Below are 23993 nucleotides of genomic sequence, written 5' to 3' on the forward strand. Positions count from 1 at the left end.
CTGGAAATCAGTAGCCGATGGTTCCCATGGGCTGCGCGAAATGCAGCCGGTCCGGCTCGGTGTGGCCGACGACCTGCACGTCGGGCTTGACCTCTTCGCGGTAACCGAGCCCGAATCGGACCACGTACTGGCGGTACAGCGTGACCAGGGGAGCGGCGGCCAGGGCGGCTTGCATGGCGGCTGCGTTGCCGATCGCGGTGATCGTGTAGGGCGGGCTGTAGGTGCGCCCGTTGAGCAGCAGCGTGTTGCCGACGCAGCGGGGCACGGACGTGGCGATGATGCGCTGGTCCTGCATCTGGATCGCCTCCGCGCCGGCGCTCCACAACGCGTTGAGGACGGCCTCGATGTCTTGCTGGTGCACCACCAGGTCGTCGGGCGACGCATCCCGCGGGAAACGGCCGTTGGCGTCCCGCGGCGCGTCGTCCAGGGTGACAGCGAGGCCCGGCCCGTGCACCGGGTTCATGTCCGCCTCGGCGGCCAGCTCGGCGGAGCGGCGCAGCATCGCCGCCAACGCCAGATCCGAGGACCGTCCGTGCGCGGCATCGAGCTTGCCCGCGAGCGAGTCGCGTTGGGCGTTGAGATGGTTCACCGACGCTTGGGCCTCGCGAACCAGATCAACCAGCCGGGGGGCGTCACTGCGACGGATCTCGGCGCCGCCGGACACCCCGTGGGTGGCCGCAAGGAGCAATCCCGCCGACAGGCACACCACCGGGACGCCGAAGCGCCATGGTGACCGGCGTCCGTCGCTCATTCGGCTCTCCAATTTCCTGGTCGGCGTGCCGTGTGAGTTAGTCTCGTAGCCAAGCTGTGCGCGCAGCTGCGGTCTTATCGTTGCACCCGTCCCACTCACCGTCTTGTTGAGGTAATCATGCCCAAGTCCAAGGTCCGCAAGAAGAACGACTTCGCCGTCAGTGCGGTCAGCCGCACGCCGGTGAAGGTCAAGGTGGGACCGTCGAGCGTGTGGTTCGTCGCCTTGTTCGTCGGCCTCATGCTGATCGGGCTCGTCTGGTTGATGGTGTTTCAGCTAGCCGCCGTGGGCAGCCAGGCGCCGACCGCCCTCAACTGGATGGCGCAACTCGGGCCATGGAACTACGCCATCGCGTTCGCTTTCATGATCACCGGTTTGTTGCTGACGATGCGCTGGCACTGAGCGACGTCAGCCGCGGAATGAATTCATTTTCGGGTTGCTCCGTTACTGCGCCAGCAACATTCCCACCCCCCAATCACACGCGTGTGATTTATCCCCACTGTTGATAGCGTCTGTGGATAACTCTATAGGCCGTGGTGGGAGGGGCTGAGCGGCGCATGCAGCAAACACAATGGGAGCCCCGCACGCCTGGAATCGCTGGTTGTGGGGCCGCCGGTGTTCTGATGGCTATCGCCAGTGTGACGGTGGTCACAGACGCGCCGGGGCAGATTCTCACAGGGATTGCCGCGGTGGGTCTGCTCTTGTTTGCGGGCGCGACGTGGCGCGCGCGGCCCAAGCTGGCAATTACCGCCGACGGCTTGTTGCTCCGGGGATGGTTCCGGACGCAGGTATTACGGCCCGACGACATCAAGATCATCCGAATCATCGAGTTCCGCCGCTACGGACGCAAAAACCGGCTACTTGAGGTCGAAACCGCCGACGGCGGGCTGGTTCTGTTCTCTCGCTGGGACCTCGGGACGGACCCGCTGGAGGTGCTCGACGCGCTGACCGCCGCCGGTTATGCGGGCCGTCACCCGCACTGATCAGAGCGGCCGCCGGCCCGGCTTACGAGATGGTGATCGACTCGATGACCACCGGCTCGGTCGGGCGGTCGTTGGCGTCGGTGGACGTCGTCGCGATCGCCTCGACCACCCGCTGCGATTCCGGGTCCGTCACTTCGCCGAAGATCGTGTGCCGACGGTTCAGGTGGGGTGTCTTGCCGACCGTGATGAAGAACTGGGAGCCGTTGGTGCCGGGGCCCGCGTTCGCCATCGCCAGCAGGTACGGCTTGTCGAATTGCAGTTCGGGGTGGAACTCGTCGGCGAACTTGTAACCCGGGCCGCCGCGACCGGTGCCGGTCGGGTCGCCGCCCTGGATCATGAAGCCCTGGATCACCCGGTGGAAGACCGCGCCATCGTAGAACGGACCGGAGGACCCGCCCGATGCGTTCTGGGTCGAGTACTCCTTGGTGCCCTGCGCCAGGCCAACGAAGTTGGCGACGGTCTTGGGCGCGTGGTTTCCGAACAGGGCGACTTTGATGTCGCCGCGGTTGGTGTGGAGCGTGGCGGTAGCGGTCTGATGGGGGCTGTTGGTCACGGCATGAGAGTCTGCCACTACGCGTGGGCATGCCCGCACCCGGTGTCGCTCAGGTCGAGCCGCCGCCGAAACTGCGTCGCGCGCATAACGGTTTCGCCGGCGTCCCTATGCTGGCAGTCTGTTCAGCACGCACAGAAAGGCGGCAGATGGGCACAAAGGCGGAACCCCGGCTGACCCCGCGGGAGCGACTGGCTCGCGGGCTGACTTACTCGACACTGGGACCGGTGGACGTCACCCGGGGGGTCGTCGGCCTCAGTGTCCAGTCGGCTCAGTCGACCGCATCGCAAATCCGTCGCAAATACCAAGAGGGGCGCCTGGCCAAGGAACTCGCCGCAGCCCAAGAGACGCTCGCCCAAGAGCTGGCCGCCGCGCAGGAGGTGGTCGCCGGACTGCCTCAGGCTCTTCAGGACGCGCGCCGGGGGCAGCGGCGCGGCAAGCGCCCGTGGGTGATCACCGGAGTCGCTGTCGCGGTCCTCGCCGGCGGCGCGGTCGCGTTCAGCGTGGTGCGGCGCTCGGTGCGGGAGAAGCCTCAGGAGCCCCAGTCGCGGCCGCCCAGCGTCGACGTGCAGCCGCGCCCCTGACGACCGGCCGCCCCTACGGCATCGCCTCGGCCCAGTCGATGTGCCCTTCGAAACCAAGCGTTCTCGCCATCTCCCGGTAGCGATCTCTGAAATGCGAGTAGGCCTCCCTATCGCATCGAGCCCGCGCCAGAAGAGCGCGCATCCGCTGCAGCCAAATCTCACGTATCGCCAGACCCTCGTCGGCCGGCGCGACCGCTAACCGCTCGATCGCGGCCTCGGCTTCGGCCACGTCACCTTCGGTCCCCCGGCCCAGCAGGGTCTCCACCAGAACGCCCGTAGTCGGGATGCCCCATGAGAGCAACTGTCCGCCACGGGCGAGATGGTCGACGGCGGCGCGCATCTGCGGTAGCGCTTGGTCGCGATCCGCTCGGCGGGCCGTCTCACGCGCCACGTACGCGTCAAGCAGCGGTAGATCGCACAAGAAGTGCCCCCCGCGCAGGAACACTTCGTGGACTTCCGCCAGCAGCTTCTGCCCGCGATCACGCTCGCTATCCGTGTGGCGGTGCACCAGCGCAAGCCCCAGGGTCAACCAGGCGAAACCCAACTGGAGGTTGTCGCCGGACCGTTCGGCAATGGTTAACGCATCCTCGATCTCCCGCACCGCGGAATCGTCGGGCCGCAGCGCGCCGGACGGTATCCCCGCGGAGTAGACATAGCTGACGAGGGTGACATAGGACAGGGAGTCGGCGCCCTGCGCCACGGCCAGGCCGCGCCGCAGGTCCTCTTGCCATCCCGGACGACCCAGGGCATAGCGGGCGATGGCGCGCTGCGCGAAGCCGAGCGCCAGAGGAGACCCGAAAAGGAGGTTGCCCTTCGCGGGGTCACCGGCGGCCAGATCGATGACCCGCTGGGACAGGCGAAGCATCTCAGACCACTCACCGCTTGCCATCTTGGCCCGGATGGGCGTGAAGGACAGCCCTACCGTCAAGGTTGGATCGCCGATGGACTCGACGAGGGTCATGGCCTCCGAAGCTAGCCGCGACGCCTCGGGCACCCGGTCCTGGTACGTGTGATCAGCCACTAGCGCTGCCATGGCGATGGCCAGCGACGCCTTGTCGCCTGCGGCGTTGCACAACCTCCGCAATTCATCGAAACGGTCGCCAGCCACGCTCATACGGACGCGCCAGGCGGTCGCGCACAACATAGTGCGCGGTGCGATGCGCATGGCTGCTCGGTCCGGGTCCTCGGCGGGTAATGCATCGGCGATCTTTCTGGCACTTTCCCAACCCAAACGCGCCGCGGCGATGTCGCGGTAAGTCGCCCACATTGCCGCGCGCATGTGCCACCCGTAGGCATCCCGCAGGTCACCCGCAGCTTCGAGGTGTTCGGCGATCAGTGCCGCGTTCTGGTCGGCCGATTCGGGCTCGCGGGCCTCGATAGCGGCGGCCAGACGCCGGTGCATCTGGGCGCGGTCGGATATCAGTTGTGATTCGTAGGCCACGGTGCGGATCAGCGGGTGGCGGAACGCGAACTCGGCTCCCGGAGTGAAACGGACCTGATCAATCAGCGCGGCGCTGAGGAGCCCGTCGAGGGCAGGGGCATTGCCCACTGCGGCGAGCAACTCGGGCGTGAAGCGCGAACCGATCACCGCGGCGGCGTTCAGGGTCTGCTTGGCATCGGGATCCAGACGGTCGATGCGCGCGGCGATGGTGGCCTGCAGGGTCGCCGGAACGGTGACGTCGGCCAGGTCTGTGGCGCACGTGAAACCGCCGCGGTCGCCCTCGAGCACTCCGCGCTCGGCGAGCTCGCGGACTATCTCCTGTGCGAAGAATGGGTTCCCGCCGGCCCGTTCGGCAACAATCGACTTGATCCCGGTGACCGACGGATCGGCGCCCAACAACTCGTCGAGCAACGTTGCGGTTTCCGACTCACTCAAGGGCGCCAACGAGATCGTCTGCGCGCCAGCTACATTGGCGAGCGCACCGCGGTACTCGGGTCGGTACGTGATCAGCACCATCGACGGCGTTTGGGGGATGACGGTGAGCAATTCGGCCAGCAGCGACTCGCTAACCTCATCGATCCAATGCGCATCCTCGACGACGTAGAGAACCGGTTGGGTGCGCGTCAACGAGATTGAGTTGATCAATGCGGTCAGCCGCCGGCGCCGCGCGTCGGGACGGATCGTGGGGGGCGGCGTCTCCGGGTCTCTGATTCCCATCAGGTCATACAGCAGCAGCACATCCTCATCGGATGCGTCTGGCACGCTCGCGCGCACCTGCGCCCGCGCCGCCTCATCGTCGAGCTCGGTTATTCGCGCAACGTCGCGCAGCAGGCCCGCCGCCACGAGGAAGGGGACATCGCTCGTATGCGACTCGCAGAACACCGACGACACTTCGACACCACGCTGGCGGGCCATCGAGACAGCCTCGCCGGCGAGTCGCGTCTTGCCGATACCCGCCGGTCCGACGACACGAACCACACATCCCCGGCCACTCACTGATCGATCCAAAAGGCCGGTGAGCGTAGTGAGTTCGAGGTCTCGCCCTACCAACGCACCCTGCAGCGGGCTGCGTTCGTCATGCCCATCGGAAAGGCTCAGCAGACGGCGGGCCAGCACCGGGACGTCGCTGCCCTTTAAGTGAACCTTCTCGGCATCGGCCAGCACGGTGGCGTGCTGAACGAGTCGAGCGGTGGATTCGCTGAGCATCACTCCGCCCGGCGGCGCCACCGATTCCATCCGTTGCGCCATTCCGACCTGCTCACCGATTGCGGTGTAACGGAACGGTCCGGAACCGATTTCACCGGCGATGACCTGACCGGAGTTCAGCCCCACCCGCAACTGCAGCTCCACAGCGTCGCGATCCCGGACATCGAGAGCGAGCCGCTTGATCTCGTCCTGAATACCCAAGGCTGCCAGGCAGGCACGAACAGCGTGGTCCTCCATTGCTACGGGCGCACCGAACACCGCCATGATTCCGTCGCCGGTGAACTTGTCCACGGTGCCCCCGTAGCGGTGCACCACCTCCGTGCAACGGTTGACCAGTTCGGCCATGATCTCGCGCAACCGCTCCGCACCAACGGCGGTGGCGATGTCCATGGAGTGGACTACATCCGCGAACAGCACCGACACTTGCTTGTACTCCGCATGCGCGGCGGGCTCGGCAACCGGCGTGCCGCATCCGTGACAGAACCGCGCATTCTCGAGGAGATCGATGCCGCACGCCTCGCACGCCGCTACGGCCGTCATCCGACCCCTCCGCCAATCCCGTGCCCCGCGTTTGCCGGGGTCCTCAAAGAATAGGCCGTTGGACGCTCCGCGAGGGGGTGTTGGCTTCACTCCGGGTTACGCCGGCGCGCAGGATCAAGGAGCGGCCGCCTCAATCCTTAGCAAATCGGAACAGCCGGTACGAGGCCTCGCCGTATTCCAGTCGGCGGTAGATCAGCGAGCCGGGTCCGCCTGCGTAGTCGTGGGCTATGCCGCGCAGAAAGGCGATGTTCGGCAGACGTCGGATGATCTGGTCGAAGAATCGATTCTTCTCCAGGCCGCGCATGACCTCCGCGTTGATGGCCTTACCCGATATCAGGCGCAAGGGGATGCCGGCGAGGTCCGCCTCCCAGGCGGCGATCTGGTCGGCGTAGCGGATGTCGGCGTACAGGAAGTCTCCTCCCGGGCGCAGCACTCGTTCGACCTCGGCGAAGAACCGGGGGACGTTTTGGTAGTTGATCGCGGCTTCGAGATTGATCACTGCGTCGAAGGAACGATCGGGGAAGGGCAGGCTCTCGGCATTGCCCTGCACGAAGTTCAGACCGGGTAGCTTGTGCCGCTTCCGGCAGAACTCTATGCCGACCGTGTTGAGATCCAGGCCGGTGTAGGAGGCCGGGTGCAGGGTCCGCATCAGATATGAAGCACCGCCGCCGTGGCCGCAACTGACCTCCAGCACCTGTTTCCCGGCGAGATCCGTTTGGGTCGCGGTGCGGTGGTAGAGCTGAATGGGGAATCGGTCGGGCTCGTCGGAGGCCGCTAGCGGCAAGGCCATCGGCGGATCCTCCTCATATCCGTAATTGAGGAAGAGCACGTCGTCCCTCGTGAGCAGGCGGCTGAGCAACCGATAACCGTATTTGAAGCGCAAATCCAAGAGCTGCAGCGAGATTGGGTTGCGGTTCAGCCGCTCGATCAGGCTTTCGGTTGTTGTACGTCGCAGCCGGTCATCGTGTTCAACGCAAGCCCGGCGCGGCGGGAATGGCCGAGGTAACCTGACGCCCATGCTTAAGTGTCCCATTCCGACACTGCTGGCTGAACGCGCCAGTCTGCAGCCCAACCGGACGGCGTTCACGTTTATGAATTACGAACAAGACCGGGCCGGCATTGCCGAGAGCCTGACCTGGTCGCAGCTGTATCGCCGCGCGCTCAGCCTCGCGCAGGAGCTAAGGCTTCACGGGTCAAGAGGTGACCGCGCCGTGATTTTGGCGCCACAGGGACTCGACTACGTCAGCGCGTTTGTCGGCGCATTACAGGCCGGTCTCATCGCGGTTCCCCTCGGCGGCGCCAGCGACGACCGTGTCGGTGCGGTGCTGCGAGACGCATCGCCCTCCGTCGTTCTCACGACGTCCAGCCTGGCGGCCGATATCGCCCAGTATGTCGGCTCGATGTCGAGTGAATCCGCTCCATCGATTATCGAAATCGACTCGCTGGAACTCGACTCGAAGAAAGGGCCCGCGGCGCGGTTCGACATTTCGACGGACACCGCCTATTTGCAGTACACGTCCGGCTCGACCCGCACCCCCGCGGGCGTCATGGTTTCGTACACGAACATCATGGCCAATTTCGAGCAGATCAATGCCGGCTTCTTCGGAGACCACGGGGGTGTTGCCCCTCCGGATACCACGGTGGTGTCCTGGCTGCCGTTCTACCACGACATGGGTTTGCATCTCGGAATCATCTTTCCCATTCTGACGGGATTCCACACCGTGCTCACCAGTCCCGTCTCGTTCCTGCAGCGGCCGGCCCGGTGGATGCAATTGCTGGCAAGGAACATTCACGCCTTGTCGGCAGGGCCCAACTTTGCTTTCGATCTGGCGGCTCGGAAGACATCCGACGACGACCTGGCCGGGCTTGATCTCAGCAGCGTGCTCAGCATCCTCAACGGCAGTGAGCGGGTACAGCCGGCGACACTGCAGCGCTTCAGCGAGCGGTTCGCCTCCTTCAACCTCCGCGACCGGGTGTTGCGACCCTCATACGGAATGGCAGAAGCAACCCTCTATGTCGCGACCCGCGAAGCGGGTCAATCACCCAGAGTTGTTGATTTTGAATCCGAAAAGCTGACCGCGGGCCTGGCGAAGCGCTGCCCCAGCGGAACCGGCACGCCCCTGGTCAGTTACGGCGCGCCCCGGTCACCGATGGTCCGCATCGTCGATCCCGAGACCCGTTACGAGTGCCCGGCCGGAGCGACCGGCGAGATTTGGGTGCACGGCGGCAACGTCGGAGCGGGCTATTGGCAGAAACCCCACGAGTCCGAGCAAACATTCGGCGCAACGCTCGTCGCTCCCTCGGTCGACACACCCAACGGGCCATGGCTACGAACCGGAGATATGGGATTCCTCTCCGACGGAGAACTTTTCATCATCGGCCGGATCAAGGATCTGCTGATCGTCTACGGGCGTAACCATTCTCCCGACGATCTCGAGGCGACGATTCAGAGCATCGCGCCGGGACGATGCGCGGCGATCTCGGTTCCGGACGTCGGCACGGAAAAGCTCGTCGCCATCATCGAGTTCAAGAGCCGCACCGACTCCAACGAAGCGGCGGTTGACGCCTTCGACGCCGTGAAACGCAACGTCACCTCTGCGATATCCAACGTGCACGGACTGAGCGTCGCGGATCTTGTTGTGGTAGCGCCCGGTTCGATTCCCATCACCACCAGCGGCAAGGTCCGGAGGGCGGCCTGCGTCGAACGCTACCGGCAAAATCAGTTCGCCCGTTTGGACGCCTAGTACCGCGGGGTTGTTGTGAAACTTCCGAACCTGCTGCGCACCGAATCGGAGCGCACCGTCGCCGCCGTGCGGCATCACCTACACCACAACACCTCTCACTTCATTTGCGAAACCCACCTGCAGCTTCCTTCGCAGCCTCCGGCCGGTTGCCGCACCCTCGTTTTGTTCGCTCACTTCGACCCCCAGGGGATCGTCGATCCGTACGTCGCCCATTACCTCGAGGCGCTGCACGAGCTCGGAGCGACCATCGTCTTCGTCTCCGGGTCACCCACCCTCACGCCGGAATCGGTCGCTTCCATCCGCTCCCTCTGTGCCGGCATTTACACCCGCCGCACGCTGTCCCTCGACTTCGGCTCGTGGCACCTCGCATGGTCCATCCTCAGGCACCACGGCTGGTCGCTCGATCAGTTCGACCGTTTCGTCGTCGCCAACGACAGCGTGTTCGGTCCGCTCTTTCCCCTTCAAGAGATGTGGGACTCGTTCCACGACGCGGACATGTACGGTGCCATCGAAAACACCCAGATGATCACCCATCTCCAATCATTTTTCCTGGCTTGGGATCTCAATTCGCGCACCCGCCCGTTCCTCAACCAGTTGTGGGACGATTTTCAGTACGTCGTCCACAAAGGCATGGTCATCTGGCGGTACGAGATCGGCATCTCCGCGCGTGCTCGTAGAGCAGGGCTAAGCGTCAAACCGTTCGTCTCCGCCGCCGCCATCGAAGCCGCCCACCCCTCCTCATCGGCGTATCCGTGGGCCCGCAGACGATCCGCGCGGAACAACGGCACCCTTTACTTGTGGGACAGCCTCATCGAGGACTTCCGATTCCCCTTCCTCAAGACGAACCTGGCGCGCTATGACATGCCGTGGCATGCGTCCATGGCACGCATGCGCGACGTCATCGAGCAACACACCGCCTATCCTTTCCAACTGATCCAATCGAACGTCGACAGGCTCGGCCGGAAAGCGCCCTCCCTGTTCAGCGGCTATGCCAGCCCGACGGCTAGGTGGATACGCCGTGAAGCGCGCGAAGGCTTTTCGGCCAGGACTGCAGGGTCAACATGAACGACGGCGTCAGCTCAAATGCTGCTTACACCCGCGGTCACCAGCATTAGCCCCACAACAGCGGGGACGACGATGAGAATCCGCCGCCGATGGGCGACAGCCCATTTCTCCAGCTGCAGCATGGCCGCCTGGGTTCTTGCCGGCATCACCAGATAGCTGACGAGCGGGACCTCGACGAGAACAAGCACCACGAGGGTGAATATCACGACTGCGCCAAGTTGGGTGCCGATCGCGGCCCTCGAGGAGACGATCATGATGAGCACGAGGAGATAGTCGACAGGTGGCACCGTCGATAGCAAACCGACCGCAAACGCCACCCACGGATTCCCGCCTTGCAACGCACGACGGACGCGGGCCCTGAAACGTGCTGGTGCGCTTGGTGTGAGCGGTTTGAGAGCCGGCGCGGGCGGTCCGCCCGTGTACGCCGATGCTACTGCCGCGATGAATAGCGCGAGCACGCCGATGGCGATTTGAAAATAGCCGCCTGTGAAGCGGGCGACCGTGGACCTCATACCTTCCATAACCGTCGGTAGGGAATTGCCGAGCAGTGCAAAAGCGGCAAAGCCTGGAGCAATGCCCGCTGCGAGGCCGCCCACCCAGTATGCGAGAAGGTTGTGCCGGGGGCGGGGTCGTGACATCAAGACTCCGCCGATGACAAGACGCGTCGGGTCGAGCGACACCCAAAGTGCGATCGCCAACAACGTGCCCCACATCATCTAACGCCCTCCCCGAGGACGGCATCTTCAAGGAGATCGGCTGCGGCTGCGACGCTTTCGGCAGGCTTGGTCATGTGCCTCGCGATTTCGCGGGCTCGGTTAGCGTATTGCGGGGCTAGCAGCTTGCGGAGGTGCGCGACCAGCGATCCCACGGTGGTGGTCGATAGGCGCCGGGCGCGGCCGACTCGCATTCGTATGACCTGCGCCGCCCATAGCGGCTGCTCGGCCACGTCCCAGAGGATCAACGTAGGAATCCCTGCCCGCAGGCCTGCGGCCGTGGTGCCTCCGCCGCCGTGGTGGACGATCGCGCGGCAGATCGGAAGGACGGCCGTATAGTTCAGCGGGCCAACAAGTCTCACCTGTTCGGGATTCAAGCTGCAGTGGGAGCCGCTCGCGCCGGAATAGATCAAGGCCCGTTCGCCGAGCTCTGCGCAAACTGCGGCGATCATCGCGATCGTGTCGGCGGGGGCTTGAACCGGTGTGCTGCCGAAACCGAAGTAGATAGGCGACGTTCCCGCGGCGATCCACGAAGCCACCTCACCGTCGGCATCCGTCGGCAAGTTCATGGTCAGCGCGCCGACGAAGGGTCGTCGGCCGTTCCATTCCGCCGCGAGACCCGGAAAGCAAACCGCGTCGTAGGCCTGGATTTCGAGCGCTCCGCGTTGTGCCATCCGTTTCACCGCGGGGGCCGCTGTCCGCGGTAGGCCCAGTTCACGACGTTGCGCATCGTCGACGTCCTTGGTGATGCGCCAATACAGCCACCAAGCCGCCCTCAACGTGGAGCGGACCAGGGGAGCCGGCGAGGGTATCGACGGAAGGGCGAGCCGGCCGTTGACGCAGATCGGCATGTGGTGGAGTGCCGCACACGGAATGTCGTAGTACTCGGCGACATTGGCGACGACCCCATGGTAAGTCTGGCCTGTTATCAGCAGGTCGGCCCCGTCCGCGAGTGAAGTCAGCGTCGTGCTCATCTGCGCCCAGCCCTCGACGAACAGCTCCCTGACGTCGCGGACCAGGTTGATCGGGTTCTGCAGCGTAAAGACATGGTGATGGAAATCCGCGAGTGCGTTCACCTGCTTATCCGAATCCGGCCCGTACCCGACCGCACCAAGCCCGGCCGACTCCACGAAATCCACCAGGTTAGGCGGAACGGCCATGCGCACTTCGTGCCCTCGCCGCAACAGCTCCAGACCCATGGCGGCGCACGGCTCGACGTCGCCGCGGGTGCCGTGGGCGGCCAAGACAACTTTCATCGACGCAACCCGGCCCGTCAGTCCTCGTCCGCGTAGGCGAGGTCCGTGACTGCTGTCAGTGCTGCACCTCCGGGACGACCGTTCACGACTCGGCTGAAGACGGATTTCAACGCATTCAGGTATCGGGTCACCGAATCCCTTGCCACGGGATTGTTGGGGAAATTCACCCATATCGACACCTCGTCGAAGAGGCGAATCACCGAGATATACACGTGCGCTGGATCTCTTGGGTCGCAGTAGATCCGGATGTTCGCATCCTTCATGTGCGAGGCGACGGTCGCGGAGAACGGCGGCAGCCCCGTATCCATGTAGTTGACCATGGTGCAGTTGGGACCCCACGGCCTGAGCCCCGGCGCCAACTTCAATACGTCGTTGAATGACACGTCCGCCAGATCGAGATTCGAATCGAAGGAAGCCTGCGCCGCACGGGCGGTCTCTTCAAAAGAGGTCGGCTTGACGGGAACAGTCAATGGAACCACTCCGGTGAACCACCCCATTGTGGAGAACTCCGCCAACGACCTGCGTTTGTCGGTGGGGGTAAGCCCGTAATACGTTGCCGCGCCGGTCATTTCATATTGTGCGAGAGCCACACTTGCAAACAAGCCACCGCTGAAGCGGGCGCCCGCTTGCGTGCAGAGGGATTCGAATTCGGCTGTCTGGTCCTGATCCATCAGCCGCTCCACCGCGAGGTCACCACCAGTGGGTACAGACAAGTCACCGAGGGGGAGGGGGAAGTCCGGCAGGGTCCCGCCGTTGTCTTCGGCGAACTGGATCCACTTACGAACCTCGGGAGAGGCCGGGCTCAAAGCCGACAGCCGCTGCTTTTCCCGAATGCAGAAATCGTCGTGACTGGCCGGGGGTGGTGACTGAACGAGCGCACCGCCCTTAACCAGGACGCGGTAGTTCATCAGGATCTCGGTGTACAAGCCCGAGAGAATCGTCGGGTCACAGTGGATGTGATCGACGATCGAGAAAAACGTGAAGTGGTCCGCAAACTGAATGATGCCGAACCTGAAGCAATCCCACTGCACCGGATCAGGGGTGGACAGCACAAACTGGTGCCACTCGCTTGGCGTCATTTCCTCGTGCCGGATTGGCATGAATGCGATGTCGGCGGGATCATCGATGGTATGCCGCACAATGGTTTCCGGGTCTTGGTATACGAACCAACTGTGATACGTCTTGTGCCGGCGAAGGTGTGCGTTGATGACGTAACTCATGGCTCGGATATCGCACCGCCCGGGTTCGTCACCAGAGCCGATCACTAGCCGGGCGTAGTCGAGGCCCCGGGCCGCATACCGCGAAAAGCCGCGCAGATGGGCTTCTTGCATGGCACTGAGCGGAACGTCGCTTATCGGGGCCTGCCGGACCTTCTCAACCGAGGCCGGCGACGCTTGCCAAGACACGAGCCTGCCCGGCCCTGGTACCCAGTCATGCACCGTTCCCACGAACAGCCCGCGCGCTGGGCCTGCACCTACGAACACCCTTTCCCCTCAATCCTCTGACTCGGCGGACGTTTCGATGTGCGGGGTATCGGGACCATCCGCTGCCGGCCATTGAGATTCCAGCTTTTCGGACAGCAGCCCGGCGAGACCCCGAATCGAGGTGATGTCGTTCGTGGTGACGCGTATCCCTGTTTCGGCCTCGACGCGGGTCCGCAGCTCAAGGTTGCCCATCGAATCGAGGCCATATTCGGAGAGAGGGTGATCCGGATCGATAGTGCGCCGCAGGATCAGGCTGATGGCATCGGAAATCATTCGACGAAGGCGGATGGGCCGCTCCTCCGGCGGCAGCGCGCACAACTCGTTGAGCAATTCGCTCTTGCCCGCGGATGTCTGGTCCTTGGACCGAAACAGTTCGGCGAACCGACTGCGTTGCGCATAGCCAGCAAACCACGGCGTTCCCGTCATCCTTGCGTATCCGGAATACGGGCGGTCGTGGCACAGCAGGGCCTGGAACGCATGGGCCCCCTCATCGGCGGTGAAAGCCGTGTCACGCCAGTGCGCCAGGGCGGTGCCTTCGCCGCCCTGTCCGGGGGGCACATCTTCGCCCGCCTCGGCTCGGCGCTCGGTGGCGCGACCCACCTCGCCCCACAACGCCCATCCGATCGCGGTCGCGGGCAGGCCTTGGGTGCGCCGCCACCGCGCGAAGGCGTCCAACCAGCTGTTCGCCGCGGCGTAGGCCGCCTGCCCGGGCGAGCCCACCAGACCTACCGCCGAGGAGAACAAGCAGAACCAGTCCAGGTCAAGAGCGACCGTGGCTTGGTGTAAGTTCCACGCCCCGTGGACCTTTGGCGCCCAATTGCGGTCGATGAGCTCGTCGGTCATGTTGGCCAGCATTGCGTTTTCGAACACCGCTGCCGCGTGCAGGACCCCGCGCACCGGAAGCCCGGTCGCGGTTGCGGCGGCGACCAGGCGCGCCGCCGTGCCGGCTTCGGTGATGTCGCCGCATTCCACCTCGATGTCGGTGCCCATCGCTCGCATGAACTCGACCGTTTCCAGCGTCTTGGAATTGGGCTGGGTGCGCGAACTGAGCACGATGCGGCCGCAACCGGCCGCCGCCATCTTCTCGGCGAGGAACAGGCCGATGCCGCCCAAACCGCCGGTCACGATATAGGAGCCGTCGGCACGGAAAGCCGGGACGTGCTCGGGGGGTACCACGACTTTCGTGTGCCCGGACTGGGGCGGGTCGAGCACGAACTTGCCCGTGCGTTCCGCGTCGCTCTTCACGCGCAGAGCCGTGGCCGCAGCAGCCATCGGGTAATGAACGATCTGAGGTAACGGCAATTCACCGTTTGCCACGTGCCGGTACACCGTGGCCAACAGTTCGTTGATCCGGTTCGAGTGACTCTCGGACAGCATTGGCAGGTCGATGTGATGGAACGTCATGTTGCGGTGGAACGGGAAGGGGACCGGCTGCGTGTCCGCGTGGCCATCGTGCTTACCGATCTCCACGAATCGCCCGCCGGCCGCCAGCGCTTCCAGCCCGGCCCGCTGTGCGGGACCGGTGAGGGAGTTGAGCACGATGTCCACGCCCACGCCGTCGGTGTCGCGGCGCACCTGCTCTGCGAATGCGGTGCTATGCGAGTCGTAGACGTGCTCGATGCCCCTGTCGCGCAATAGCCTTCGCCGCTGCTGGCTGCCGGCGGTGGCAAAGATCTCCGCTCCCGCGGCGCGGGCGATCGCGATCGCCGCCTGCCCGACGCTGCCCGTGGCGCGGTGGATCAAGACACGGTCGCCAGCGGCGATCCTCGCCTGATCGTGTAGCCCGTACCAGGCGATGGCGTGCGGTGTGCTCACGGCGGCCGCCTGGTCATCGGCGAGGCCGGGTGGCAATGTCACGGCGAGGCGGGCGTCACAGGTGACAAATGTTGCCCAGCAACCGTTTTCGGAGAACCCGCCGACACGGTCACCCACCCGGTGAGTTGTCACGTCCGGGCCGACCGCGCTCACAATGCCGGCAAAATCCTTGCCGAGCTGTGGTGCATCCCCGTCCCTACCGGAGTCCTGGCCCGAGGCGAAGAGGAGATCGGCGAAGTTGATGCTGGATGCGGTCACCGCGACCTCGATCTGTCCAGGCCCCGTCGGAACGCGTTGGAAAGCGGCAAGTTCCATAGTTTCCAGGTCACCAGGCGTGCGGATCTGTACGCGCATCCCGGCTCGCGTGTGGTCCACGACGGCGGTCCGCCGTTCCTCAGGGCGTAACGGGGCGGGCATCAGGCGCGCCACGTACCACTGGCCGTTGCGCCAGGCGGTCTCGTCCTCGTCCGAGGGCCCCAGCAGCTGCCGTGCCAGCTGCTCGGCGTCGGTGTTCTCATCCATGTCGATGTGGGCGGCGCGCAGATGCGGATATTCGGTGCTGATCGCTCGCACCAGGCCGCGGAGCCCGGCCTGCTCCAGGTTGGTCGCGACCCCGGGAAGCACCGCCTGGGCGGCGCGCGTCACCACGTACAGGCGCGGCGGTTCTGAGTCGATTTCGGTGATCTCCCGGGCGATTCGCACCAGGTGACGCACGTAGTCCCCGCCGCGCAGGGCACACTCCTCGTCCGGGTTGCCGTTCCGGGGACCGGTGAGTATGACTACTCCGGCGACCCCGTGGCCAGCCAGATGGGAGGCGAGCAATTTGGAGTTGGCCCGGTGGTCCGAATGCTGCGGCCACGTCATGGTTATGCAGCCGGCGCCTTCGGCTTTCAACGCATCGGTCAGGCTCGTGGCCATGACCGCTGCCGTGGTAGAAGTGCTGATCAACAAGCAGGCTCCCGGCCCTACGTGGTCCACAGTGGGCAGCGTCCGCTGTTCCCACTCGATGGTCAGCAGCCGTTCGTTCAGGACGCGATCACGGTTGGCCTTCTCGGAGGCGCCGGTGCCGACTTGCAGCCCGCGCACTGCGACGAGGACGGTCCCGTCCTCATCGAGCACATCGAGGTCGGCCTCCAACCCGGGCCCGGTGCCACATGTCACCCTCGTATAGCAGTAGCGCGCGGCGCGGGCGGGAGCGTAAACACGGATCCGGTGTAGGCGCAGCGGTAGCAGCAGACCGGAGCTACCCGCGGCCCGGGCGGCGGAATGTGCCGCCACCGACTGAAAGCAGGCATCCAGCAAGGCGGGATGCGCGCCGTAGGCGCTCTGTTGCGAGCGGATCGGGCCGGGCAGCCCGACCTCGGCCAGCAGTGTGCCCACCCCCTCGTCCGCGCCGTGCACCGCGGCCAGTCCGGCGAAAGCCGCACCGTACTGCAAACCGTGCTCGTCGAACTGCTTCCGCAACTCGGCCCCCTCCAGCCGGCGCGGGTGGGCCGCGATTAGGGCGGGCATGTCGTAAGCCGGTGGCGGGTCCTCATCCGCTGCCGCATGGAGCACGGCGGTCGCCCGCCGAGTCTGGGAGCCGTCCCGGAAGGTCTCCACAACGAAATCGACGACGCCCGGTGAGGTCACCGACGCGGCCGCGGATATCGGCGTCTCGTCGTCCAGCAGCAGCGTCGCCTCGAAAGTGATGTCCCGGACCTCGGATCGCTCGCCGAGGACGGTACGGGCTGCGGCCCACGCCATCTCGCAATAGGCCGCCCCCGGCAGGACGGGCACATTGTGAATCCGGTGGTCGCCCAGCCAGGGTTGCGCCGCAGTGCCGACCTCACCCTGCCAAACATGGCGCTCCGGCTCGTGCAATCGCACATGCGGCCCCATCAATGGATGCACCGGAACGGTGCAAACACCGCGTGCCCGCGACTCCTGACCGTTGCGGGTCAACAGCAGCTGGCGGTGGTTCCATGCCGGTAGTGGCGCGTCCACCAGCCGTCCCTCCGGGCACGTCACCGAGAAATCGATTGCCGCGCCGGCACTGTGCAGATCCGCTAGGAAGCCACCCAGTCCGTGCGGCAGCTCCTGATCTCGGCGCATCGCCGCGAGTGCGGCCAGCGGCATGCCGAGGCCGGCCGCAGTCTGCTCGACCGCGTGGGTGAGTAGGGGATGCGGAGCCAACTCCGCGAATACCCGGTAACCGTCCTCTAACGCGGCCTGCACGGCTGCGGCGAAACGCACCATGTGGCGCAGATTGTCCGACCAGTACCAGGCGTCGCACACGGGTTCCTCCCGCGGGTCGAACGCGGTCGCGGAGTAGAAGGGCACCTCCGGTGTCATGGGTTTGAGCTCCGCCAGCACGTCGGACAGCTCGTCGAGGATCGGGTCGACCTGTGGGGAGTGCGAGGCGACGTCGACAGCGATCTCGCGGGCCAACACGTCCCGTTGCTCCCACGCTGCGACCAGATCGCGTACCGCCGCGGTCGCGCCGCCGATCACCGTGGACTGCGGCGAGGCCACCACTGCCAGTACGACGTCATCGACGCCGCGAGCCATCAGTTCCAGCAGCACTTGCTCGGCCGGCAGTTCCACCGACGCCATCGCCCCGGAACCTGCGATCGTCGACATCAGCCGCGAGCGGCGGCAGATGACGCGTACCCCGTCCTCCAGCGATAGCGCTCCCGCCACAACCGCGGCTGCGGCCTCGCCCATCGAGTGACCGATCACGGCGCCCGGCCGCACCCCGTAGGCGCTCATCGTCGCCGCCAGCGCGACCTGCATCGTGAACAGCGCGGGCTGGATCCGGTCGATCCCGCTCACGGCGGAGGGCGCCGAAATCGCGTCAGCCACCGAGAATCCGGACTCCCGGGCGATCAGCGGCTCCATCTTGGCCACTGTCGCGGCGAACACCGGTTCGGTCGCGAGCAGTTCGGCGCCCATCGCCGCCCACTGCGAACCCTGCCCGGAGAACAGCCATACCGGTCCTCGGTCGTCCTGCCCGACCGTTGGCTGATATGGGAAGTCTCCTTCGGCGACCTCGGCCAAACCCCGGGTCAGCTCCTCGAGATCGTCCGCGATAACAGACGTGCGCACCGTCCGGTGCGCACGTCGGCGAGCAAGGGTGTACGCCAGATCCGACGCCGTCAACCCCTCGGCGTGTACGTCGATCCAGTCGGCGAGCCGCCCCGCGGTTCGCCGCAGTCCGTCGGCCGACGTGGCTGACAGCGGGAAAAGCAGCGGGCCCGCGGCGCCGTCCGAGGCTGGCGCGTATTCGGGTACGCCCCCCTCGGGAGCTTGCTCCACGATCGCGTGCACGTTGGTTCCCGAGAATCCGTAAGACGAGACCGCCGCCCGGCGGGGTCCGTGGTGACCGTTGCTGGGCCACGGCGTATTGTCCTGGGGCACAAAGAGATTGGTTTCGATTTGCGCCATTTCATCGGGCAGCCGGGTGAAGTGCAGATTGCGCGGAATCACACCGTGCTGCACCGCGAGGACCGCCTTCATCAGCCCCAGCGCTCCGGCGGCCGACTGGGTGTGCCCGAAGTTGGTCTTAACCGATGCGAGCGCGCACGGCCCGTCGAGCCCGTACACCTCCGCCAGGCTGGCGTATTCGATGGGATCGCCCACCGGCGTGCCGGGGCCGTGTGCCTCGACCATGCCGACGGTGCGGGCTTCCACGCCCGCCACAGCCAACGCGGCCCGGTAGGCCTCGACCTGTGCGGCGCGCGATGGCGTCACGATATTCACCGTGCGGCCATCCTGGTTGGCGGCCGTGCCGCGTAGCACGGCCAAGATCCGGTCGCCGTCGCGCAGCGCATCCGGCAACCGCTTGAGCAGAAGCACGGCGCAGCCCTCCCCGGCCACAAACCCGTCGGCGGCGACGTCGAACGCATGGCAGCGCCCGGTCGCAGACAGCATTCCGATGGCTGAACCCGAACAGGACTTTCGTGGTTCGAATGACACGGAGGCTCCACCCGCCAGGGCGATATCGCTCTCACCGTCATGCAGGCTGCGGCAAGCCAGATGCACCGCAGCCAGTCCGGACGAGCAAGCCGTATCCACGGTCATCGCCGGGCCGCGCAGCCCCATCGTGTAGGCGATCCGCCCGGAGCCCATGGCGAAGCTGTTGCCCATGTAGCCATACGGCCCCTCCAAGGCGTTGGCCTCGGCATGCACGAACTGGTAGTCGTCATGCATCAATCCCATGAAGACGCCGGTCCGCGACCCGGCCAGCGTGTTGCGAGTCAGACCGGCGTGCTCCATGGCCTCCCAGGAGGTTTCCAGCAGCAAACGATGCTGCGGATCCATCGCGGTCGCTTCGTTTTCGGTGATGCCGAAAAACTCGGGATCGAAGCCGGCGACGTCGTCCAGGAACGCGCCCCATTTTGACAGCGACCGGCCAGGCACACCGGGCTGGGGGTCGTAGAACTCGTCGGCGTCCCAGCGATCGGGCGGAATTTCGGTGACCAGGTCGTCACCGCGGAGCAACGCCTCCCACAACCGTTCTGGTGAGTCGATGCCTCCGGGCAGCCGGCAAGCCATGCCGATGACCGCAACGGGAGTGCCTAACGGACACGAAGACATTGCCGATCCTTCGTCCGCACCCCGCTCGATATTGGCCCGAACAAAGCAATTTCCTCCTCGCAGCAAAGGTGGAGATGCGCCGTGGGCCGCCTCATCGCTGGCTAGCACCCTCGCCGTCGTCGGGCTGCCTACTGCGACGTCGATCTTGGGGGTGTGTGGTCGGGCTTGGGCTTTCTCGCAGGTCAACCGCCCCACAGCGGCTGCGATACACCGGTCGCGCGATCGGTGTTTTCACATGTTAGCGGGATCACTATCGGTCGGGACGTTAAATGCACGACGATTCCCGGCGTGGCGTGAGTTACCTGAAATCGGTTTCGGCCGGCCGTTATGCCGATCAGCACGATGCGCTTTCGCAATGCCCGATGACCGGGCGCCCGCGAGCTGTGGAGCCTAGGGGAATCGAACCCCTGACACCCGCCTTGCAAAGGCGGTGCTCTACCAACTGAGCTAAGGCCCCTCGACGTGACTGGGTGGCTGACCGGTTGCGTCGTCCACCGCCACGTGCCAGACCTCGACCCCGCGTCGCGAGCGCACCACCGCCGCCACCACAGCGATCAGTGTGATTGGCAGGGCAACTCTTACGCAACGTCTTGACGGGCACATGGTTGTGGGCCTAGGAGGACTCGAACCTCCGACCTCTTCGTTATCAGCGAAGCGCTCTAACCGCCTGAGCTATAGGCCCGCACTCGGGGTACGGCCGAGCGACGAGATTACCGCAATCGCCGCCCCACCCCCAAAACGCTAGTCGCGGTCCGCCAGCGTCACTTCGATACCGCCGATCAGATCGGTGGTCAGGTTGTAGACGAACGCGGCGATGGTGGCCATCGCGGTCAACAACACGATGTTCACCAAGCCGATCAACACGGCGCCGCCGAAGATGGTGCCGCTGGAGACGAGCTCGCCGCTGCTGCCGCTGGTGTTGTTCAGCAGGTCGCCGACGTTGCTGTTCAGCTTCGACCACACGCCCATGCCGCCGAGCACCAGGTACAGGAACGCCACGGCGATCATCCAGACGAAGAACAGCGCGACCGAGAGCAGCAGGGAGACCTTGAGCGTGCTCCACGGATCGATCCGGCGGATCTGCATGCTGGCCCGCACCGGGCCGCGCGGGCGCCGGGTTACCTGGGTGTGGCTTTCGCGGCCTTCCCGGCCCTCCCGGTTTTCGGAGGCCGATGACCGCCCGGACCCCAGCGGGCTCGCCGCTTCCGGCGTGCGGTCGGCCGGCGTCTTGCGCTGCGGGCCGCGGGGCGTCGGGCCGGACAGGTCCGGCAACTCGCTGGCGTACGCCTCCGCCGGCGGCCCTTCACCGCGCCCCGGCGGGGCGTCGGTCTCGTGCGGCGGGTTCTTCGCCGGCTGGGGCGTGCCGGCGCCCGGCGCCGCAGTGCCGGAGATGAACCGGTTCAGTCGGGCCTCGACCCCGGTGGGCGGGCCGGACGGCCGCGCCTCGGTCGGGGGCTCGCTCTGGCGCTGCGGCGCTTGCGGCGGCCTGGGCCCGCCACGCTGCCACGGTGGCGACTCCCCGCCGTCCGGCGCGCGGCCGGGCTGTGCGGGCGGCGTCGCGCGGTGTATGCCGGCGCGCTCGGCCGAGCCGTCCCCATTGAGGCCATCGCCCTTTTTGGGGGCACCCGGCTCGTTCGGTGAGCTCACCCCGACTCCTTTGATCTCCTGCCACGACCCCCGGGGCGGTGGCAGTCACATTTTGTCTGGTCGGGCCGAGTCTAATTGCCCGGCTGTTCCTCGGACCCCCGGGATTGTCACCGACTAGCCGTCGGACTCCGCGGCGCCTTCCGGTTCCTCGACGACGTCGTCCGCGTTTTCCTCGGCGTTGCGGGCGATGGCCAGCAGCGTGTTGTCGTCGCCCAGGTTCATCAGGCGAACGCCCTTGGTCTGTCGTCCCGCCTTGCGGACCTGCCGCGCCGCGGTGCGGATGACCCCACCCCCGGAGGTGATGGCGTACAGCTCGCTGTCGTCGTCGACGATCAGCGCGCCCACCAGCTTGCCGCGCCGCCGGTCGAACATCACCGTCAGCACGCCCTTGCCGCCGCGGCCCTGCACCGGATACTCCTCGATCGCGGTGCGCTTGGCGTAGCCGCCGGACGTCGCCACCAATAGGTAGGTGCCCTCGCGAACCACGTTGAGCGACAACAGGTAATCGTCGGCATTGAACCGCATGCCCTGCACGCCGGAGGTGGCGCGTCCCATCGGCCGCAGCGCCTCGTCGGTCGCCGAAAACCGGATGGACTGGCCGTTGGCCGACACCAGCAGCAGGTCGTCCTCCGACGAGCACAGCACCGCGCCGACCAACTCGTCGTTGTCGCGCAGGTTGATCGCCACGATTCCACCGGACCGGTTGGAGTCGAAGTCGGTCAGCTTGGTCTTCTTGACCAGGCCGTTGCGGGTGGCCAGCACCAGGTATGGGGCGTCCTCGTAGCCACGGATCTGAATGACCTGGGCGATGCGCTCCTCGGGCTGGAAGGCCAGCAGGTTGGCGACGTGCTGGCCGCGGGCGGTCCGGGACGCCTCGGGCAGTTCGTAGGCCTTGGCGCGATAGACCCGGCCCTGCGTGGTGAAGAACAGGATCCAGTCGTGCGTAGAGCTGACGAAGAAGTGCTTGACGATGTCGTCTTGCTTGAGACCGGCGCCCTGTACGCCCTTGCCGCCGCGTTTCTGGCTCCGGTACAGGTCGGTCTTGGTGCGTTTGGCGTAACCGGTCTCGGTGATGGTGACGACGACGTCCTCGCGGGCGATTAGGTCCTCGTCGCTGACCTCGCCGTCGGCCGCGACGATCCGGGTGCGGCGGTCGTCGCCGTACTTCTCGACGATCTCGGCGAGTTCGTCGCGCACGATGCCGCGCTGGCGCTCCGGCTTGGCCAAAATGTCTTCCAGGTCGGCGATCTCGGCCTCGATCTTGGCCAGGTCGTCGACGATGCGCTGGCGCTCCAGGGCGGCCAGGCGACGCAGCTGCATGTCGAGGATCGCCTGGGCCTGGATCTCGTCGATGTCGAGCAACTCGATCAGCCCGGCCCGGGCGATGTCGACCGTTTCCGACGCCCGGATCAGCGCGATGACCTCGTCCAGCGCGTCGAGCGCCTTGACGAGACCGCGCAGGATGTGGGCGCGTTCGTTGGCCTTGCGCAGCCGATAGGTGGTGCGGCGGACGATGACGTCGAGCTGGTGCGCGACGTAATGGCGGATCATCTGGTCGAGCCGCAGGGTGCGCGGAACCCCGTCGACGATGGACAACATGTTGGCGCCGAAGCTGGTCTGCAGCTGGGTGTGCTTGTAGAGATTGTTGAGCACCACCTTGGCCACCGCGTCGCGTTTGATCTCGACGACAATGCGCAGCCCCACCCGATCGCTGCTCTGGTCTTCGATGTTGGCGATGCCCGCGAGTCGGCCGTCGCGCACCTGCTCGGCGATCGAGGTGATGAAGTTGTCGTGGTTGACCTGATACGGCAACTCGGTGATCACCAGCGAAGTTCGGCCGCGTGAATCCTCTTCCACCTCCACGACTCCGCGCATCCTGATGGAGCCGCGGCCGGTCTTGTAGGCGTCGGAGATCCCCTGGTTGCCCACGATCAATCCGTAGGTGGGGAAGTCGGGGCCTTTGACCCGCTCCATCACCGCGGCCAGCGTGGCCTCCTCATCGGCCTCGTGGTTCTCCAGGCACCAGAAGACGGCCTCGGCGAGCTCGCGCAGGTTGTGCGGTGGGATGTTGGTGGCCATGCCGACCGCGATGCCGCCGGAGCCGTTGGCCAGCAAGTTGGGGAACCGGCTGGGCAGCACCGTCGGTTCCTGCACCCGGCCGTCGTAGTTCGGGATGAAATCGACTGTCTCCTCGTCGATTTCACGCAGCATCTCCATGGCCAGCGGGGTCAGCCGCGCCTCGGTGTACCGCATCGCGGCCGGCGGGTCGTTGCCCGGTGAGCCGAAGTTGCCCTGGCCGTCGACGAGTGGGTACCGCAGCGACCAGGGCTGCGCCATCCGGACCAGGGTGTCGTAGATCGACGCGTCACCGTGGGGGTGGTAGTTGCCCATCGTTTCGGCGACCGACCGGGCCGACTTGGCGTGGCTGCGGTCCGGGCGGAATCCGGAGTCGTACATCGCATACAGCACGCGCCGGTGTACCGGCTTGAGACCGTCGCGTACCTCCGGCAGGGCGCGCCCCACGATCACGCTCATCGCGTAATCGATGTAGCTGCGCTGCATCTCCTGCTGAATGTCGACCGGTTCGATGCGGTCGCCCGCCTCGTCGCCGGGTGGCAGCGTGGTGTCAGTCATCTATT

The 23993-nt window shown here is 65.8% G+C and carries 15 protein-coding genes and 2 tRNA genes; 5 read left to right on the forward strand and 12 right to left on the reverse strand.

What is annotated here, in order from left to right:
- Positions 1 to 7 precede the first annotated feature (7 nt).
- Positions 8 to 751, reverse strand: coding sequence for a DUF881 domain-containing protein (locus tag A5781_RS17075; RefSeq protein WP_067208629.1), 744 nt, complete (start codon positions 749 to 751; stop codon positions 8 to 10).
- Positions 752 to 868: 117 nt separating this feature from the next.
- Between A5781_RS17075 and crgA the strand changes: the two genes are divergently transcribed.
- Positions 869 to 1150 (forward strand): cell division protein CrgA, encoded by a 282-nt coding sequence (gene crgA, locus A5781_RS17080; RefSeq protein ID WP_067208633.1) that lies wholly within the window; start codon positions 869 to 871, stop codon positions 1148 to 1150.
- A 155-nt stretch (positions 1151 to 1305) separates the two neighbouring features.
- Positions 1306 to 1731, forward strand: a complete 426-nt coding sequence (locus A5781_RS17085) for a PH domain-containing protein (protein WP_067208765.1) — start codon at positions 1306 to 1308, stop codon at positions 1729 to 1731.
- A gap of 22 nt (positions 1732 to 1753) precedes the next feature.
- On the opposite strand, the gene A5781_RS17090 is transcribed toward A5781_RS17085, so the two are convergent.
- A complete protein-coding gene (locus A5781_RS17090; RefSeq protein WP_067208637.1) occupies positions 1754 to 2302 on the reverse strand; it encodes a peptidylprolyl isomerase in 549 nt (182 codons plus the stop codon).
- Between the two features lie 128 nt (positions 2303 to 2430).
- Here A5781_RS17090 and cwsA point away from each other — a divergent pair, with 128 nt between their 5' ends.
- On the forward strand, positions 2431 to 2865 hold the full coding sequence (gene cwsA, locus A5781_RS17095) for a cell wall synthesis protein CwsA (protein ID WP_067208640.1): 435 nt from the start codon (positions 2431 to 2433) through the stop codon (positions 2863 to 2865).
- 13 nt (positions 2866 to 2878) lie between these two features.
- Here the strand turns inward: cwsA and A5781_RS17100 are convergent, their stop codons facing one another.
- A complete protein-coding gene (locus A5781_RS17100) occupies positions 2879 to 6052 on the reverse strand; it encodes an adenylate/guanylate cyclase domain-containing protein (RefSeq protein ID WP_067208643.1) in 3174 nt (1057 codons plus the stop codon).
- Between the two features lie 130 nt (positions 6053 to 6182).
- Positions 6183 to 6983 carry a phthiotriol/phenolphthiotriol dimycocerosates methyltransferase gene (locus A5781_RS17105; RefSeq protein ID WP_369817746.1) on the reverse strand — a complete coding sequence of 267 codons (801 nt, stop codon included), beginning with the start codon at positions 6981 to 6983 and terminating at the stop codon, positions 6183 to 6185.
- A gap of 85 nt (positions 6984 to 7068) precedes the next feature.
- Between A5781_RS17105 and A5781_RS17110 the strand changes: the two genes are divergently transcribed.
- Together A5781_RS17110 and A5781_RS17115 are read left to right on the forward strand one after the other, a co-directional pair.
- Positions 7069 to 8796, forward strand: coding sequence for an AMP-binding protein (locus A5781_RS17110; RefSeq protein WP_067208646.1), 1728 nt, complete (start codon positions 7069 to 7071; stop codon positions 8794 to 8796).
- A gap of 15 nt (positions 8797 to 8811) precedes the next feature.
- Positions 8812 to 9861, forward strand: coding sequence for a rhamnan synthesis F family protein (locus A5781_RS17115; RefSeq protein WP_067208649.1), 1050 nt, complete (start codon positions 8812 to 8814; stop codon positions 9859 to 9861).
- 14 nt (positions 9862 to 9875) lie between these two features.
- On the opposite strand, the gene A5781_RS17120 is transcribed toward A5781_RS17115, so the two are convergent.
- The 8 genes from A5781_RS17120 to gyrA all read right to left on the reverse strand — a co-directional run bounded on the left by A5781_RS17120 (position 9876) and on the right by gyrA (position 23988).
- Positions 9876 to 10577 carry a GAP family protein gene (locus tag A5781_RS17120; RefSeq protein ID WP_082939397.1) on the reverse strand — a complete coding sequence of 234 codons (702 nt, stop codon included), beginning with the start codon at positions 10575 to 10577 and terminating at the stop codon, positions 9876 to 9878.
- Positions 10574 to 11830 (reverse strand): glycosyltransferase, encoded by a 1257-nt coding sequence (locus tag A5781_RS17125; RefSeq protein ID WP_067208652.1) that lies wholly within the window; start codon positions 11828 to 11830, stop codon positions 10574 to 10576. The genes A5781_RS17120 and A5781_RS17125 overlap by 4 nt, the downstream gene beginning before the upstream one ends.
- 17 nt (positions 11831 to 11847) lie before the next feature.
- The gene (locus A5781_RS17130) at positions 11848 to 13161 is read right to left on the reverse strand and encodes a condensation domain-containing protein (RefSeq protein WP_304441379.1); all 1314 of its coding nucleotides are present in this window, start codon (positions 13159 to 13161) and stop codon (positions 11848 to 11850) included.
- Positions 13162 to 13323: 162 nt separating this feature from the next.
- Positions 13324 to 19707, reverse strand: coding sequence for a type I polyketide synthase (gene pks2 / locus A5781_RS17135; RefSeq protein ID WP_082939398.1), 6384 nt, complete (start codon positions 19705 to 19707; stop codon positions 13324 to 13326).
- Between the two features lie 384 nt (positions 19708 to 20091).
- A tRNA-Ala gene (locus tag A5781_RS17140) sits at positions 20092 to 20164 on the reverse strand.
- Between the two features lie 151 nt (positions 20165 to 20315).
- Positions 20316 to 20389: transfer RNA gene (locus A5781_RS17145), tRNA-Ile, on the reverse strand.
- A gap of 59 nt (positions 20390 to 20448) precedes the next feature.
- Complete coding sequence (locus A5781_RS17150) at positions 20449 to 21354, reverse strand: DUF3566 domain-containing protein (RefSeq protein WP_067208663.1); 906 nt, start codon at positions 21352 to 21354, stop codon at positions 20449 to 20451.
- A gap of 114 nt (positions 21355 to 21468) precedes the next feature.
- Positions 21469 to 23988, reverse strand: coding sequence for a DNA gyrase subunit A (gene gyrA, locus A5781_RS17155; RefSeq protein WP_067208667.1), 2520 nt, complete (start codon positions 23986 to 23988; stop codon positions 21469 to 21471).
- Between the last annotated feature and the right edge of the window lie 5 nt (positions 23989 to 23993).

Source organism: Mycobacterium sp. 852002-30065_SCH5024008 (genome assembly GCF_001665645.1).
GTDB lineage: Bacteria > Actinomycetota > Actinomycetes > Mycobacteriales > Mycobacteriaceae > Mycobacterium > Mycobacterium paraffinicum.

What these genes read in the sequence shown, in the direction of transcription:
- A5781_RS17075 (WP_067208629.1), bottom strand. Translation starts at nt 751, where the DNA reads ATGAGCGACGGACGCCGGTCACCATGGCGCTTCGGCGTCCCGGTGGTG.
- crgA (WP_067208633.1), top strand. Translation starts at nt 869, where the DNA reads ATGCCCAAGTCCAAGGTCCGCAAGAAGAACGACTTCGCCGTCAGTGCG.
- A5781_RS17085 (WP_067208765.1), top strand. Translation starts at nt 1,306, where the DNA reads ATGCAGCAAACACAATGGGAGCCCCGCACGCCTGGAATCGCTGGTTGT.
- cwsA (WP_067208640.1), top strand. Translation starts at nt 2,431, where the DNA reads ATGGGCACAAAGGCGGAACCCCGGCTGACCCCGCGGGAGCGACTGGCT.
- A5781_RS17100 (WP_067208643.1), bottom strand. Translation starts at nt 6,052, where the DNA reads ATGACGGCCGTAGCGGCGTGCGAGGCGTGCGGCATCGATCTCCTCGAG.
- A5781_RS17110 (WP_067208646.1), top strand. Translation starts at nt 7,069, where the DNA reads ATGCTTAAGTGTCCCATTCCGACACTGCTGGCTGAACGCGCCAGTCTG.
- A5781_RS17120 (WP_082939397.1), bottom strand. Translation starts at nt 10,577, where the DNA reads ATGATGTGGGGCACGTTGTTGGCGATCGCACTTTGGGTGTCGCTCGAC.
- A5781_RS17125 (WP_067208652.1), bottom strand. Translation starts at nt 11,830, where the DNA reads ATGAAAGTTGTCTTGGCCGCCCACGGCACCCGCGGCGACGTCGAGCCG.
- A5781_RS17130 (WP_304441379.1), bottom strand. Translation starts at nt 13,161, where the DNA reads ATGCAAGAAGCCCATCTGCGCGGCTTTTCGCGGTATGCGGCCCGGGGC.
- pks2 (WP_082939398.1), bottom strand. Translation starts at nt 19,707, where the DNA reads ATGTCTTCGTGTCCGTTAGGCACTCCCGTTGCGGTCATCGGCATGGCT.
- gyrA (WP_067208667.1), bottom strand. Translation starts at nt 23,988, where the DNA reads ATGACTGACACCACGCTGCCACCCGGCGACGAGGCGGGCGACCGCATC.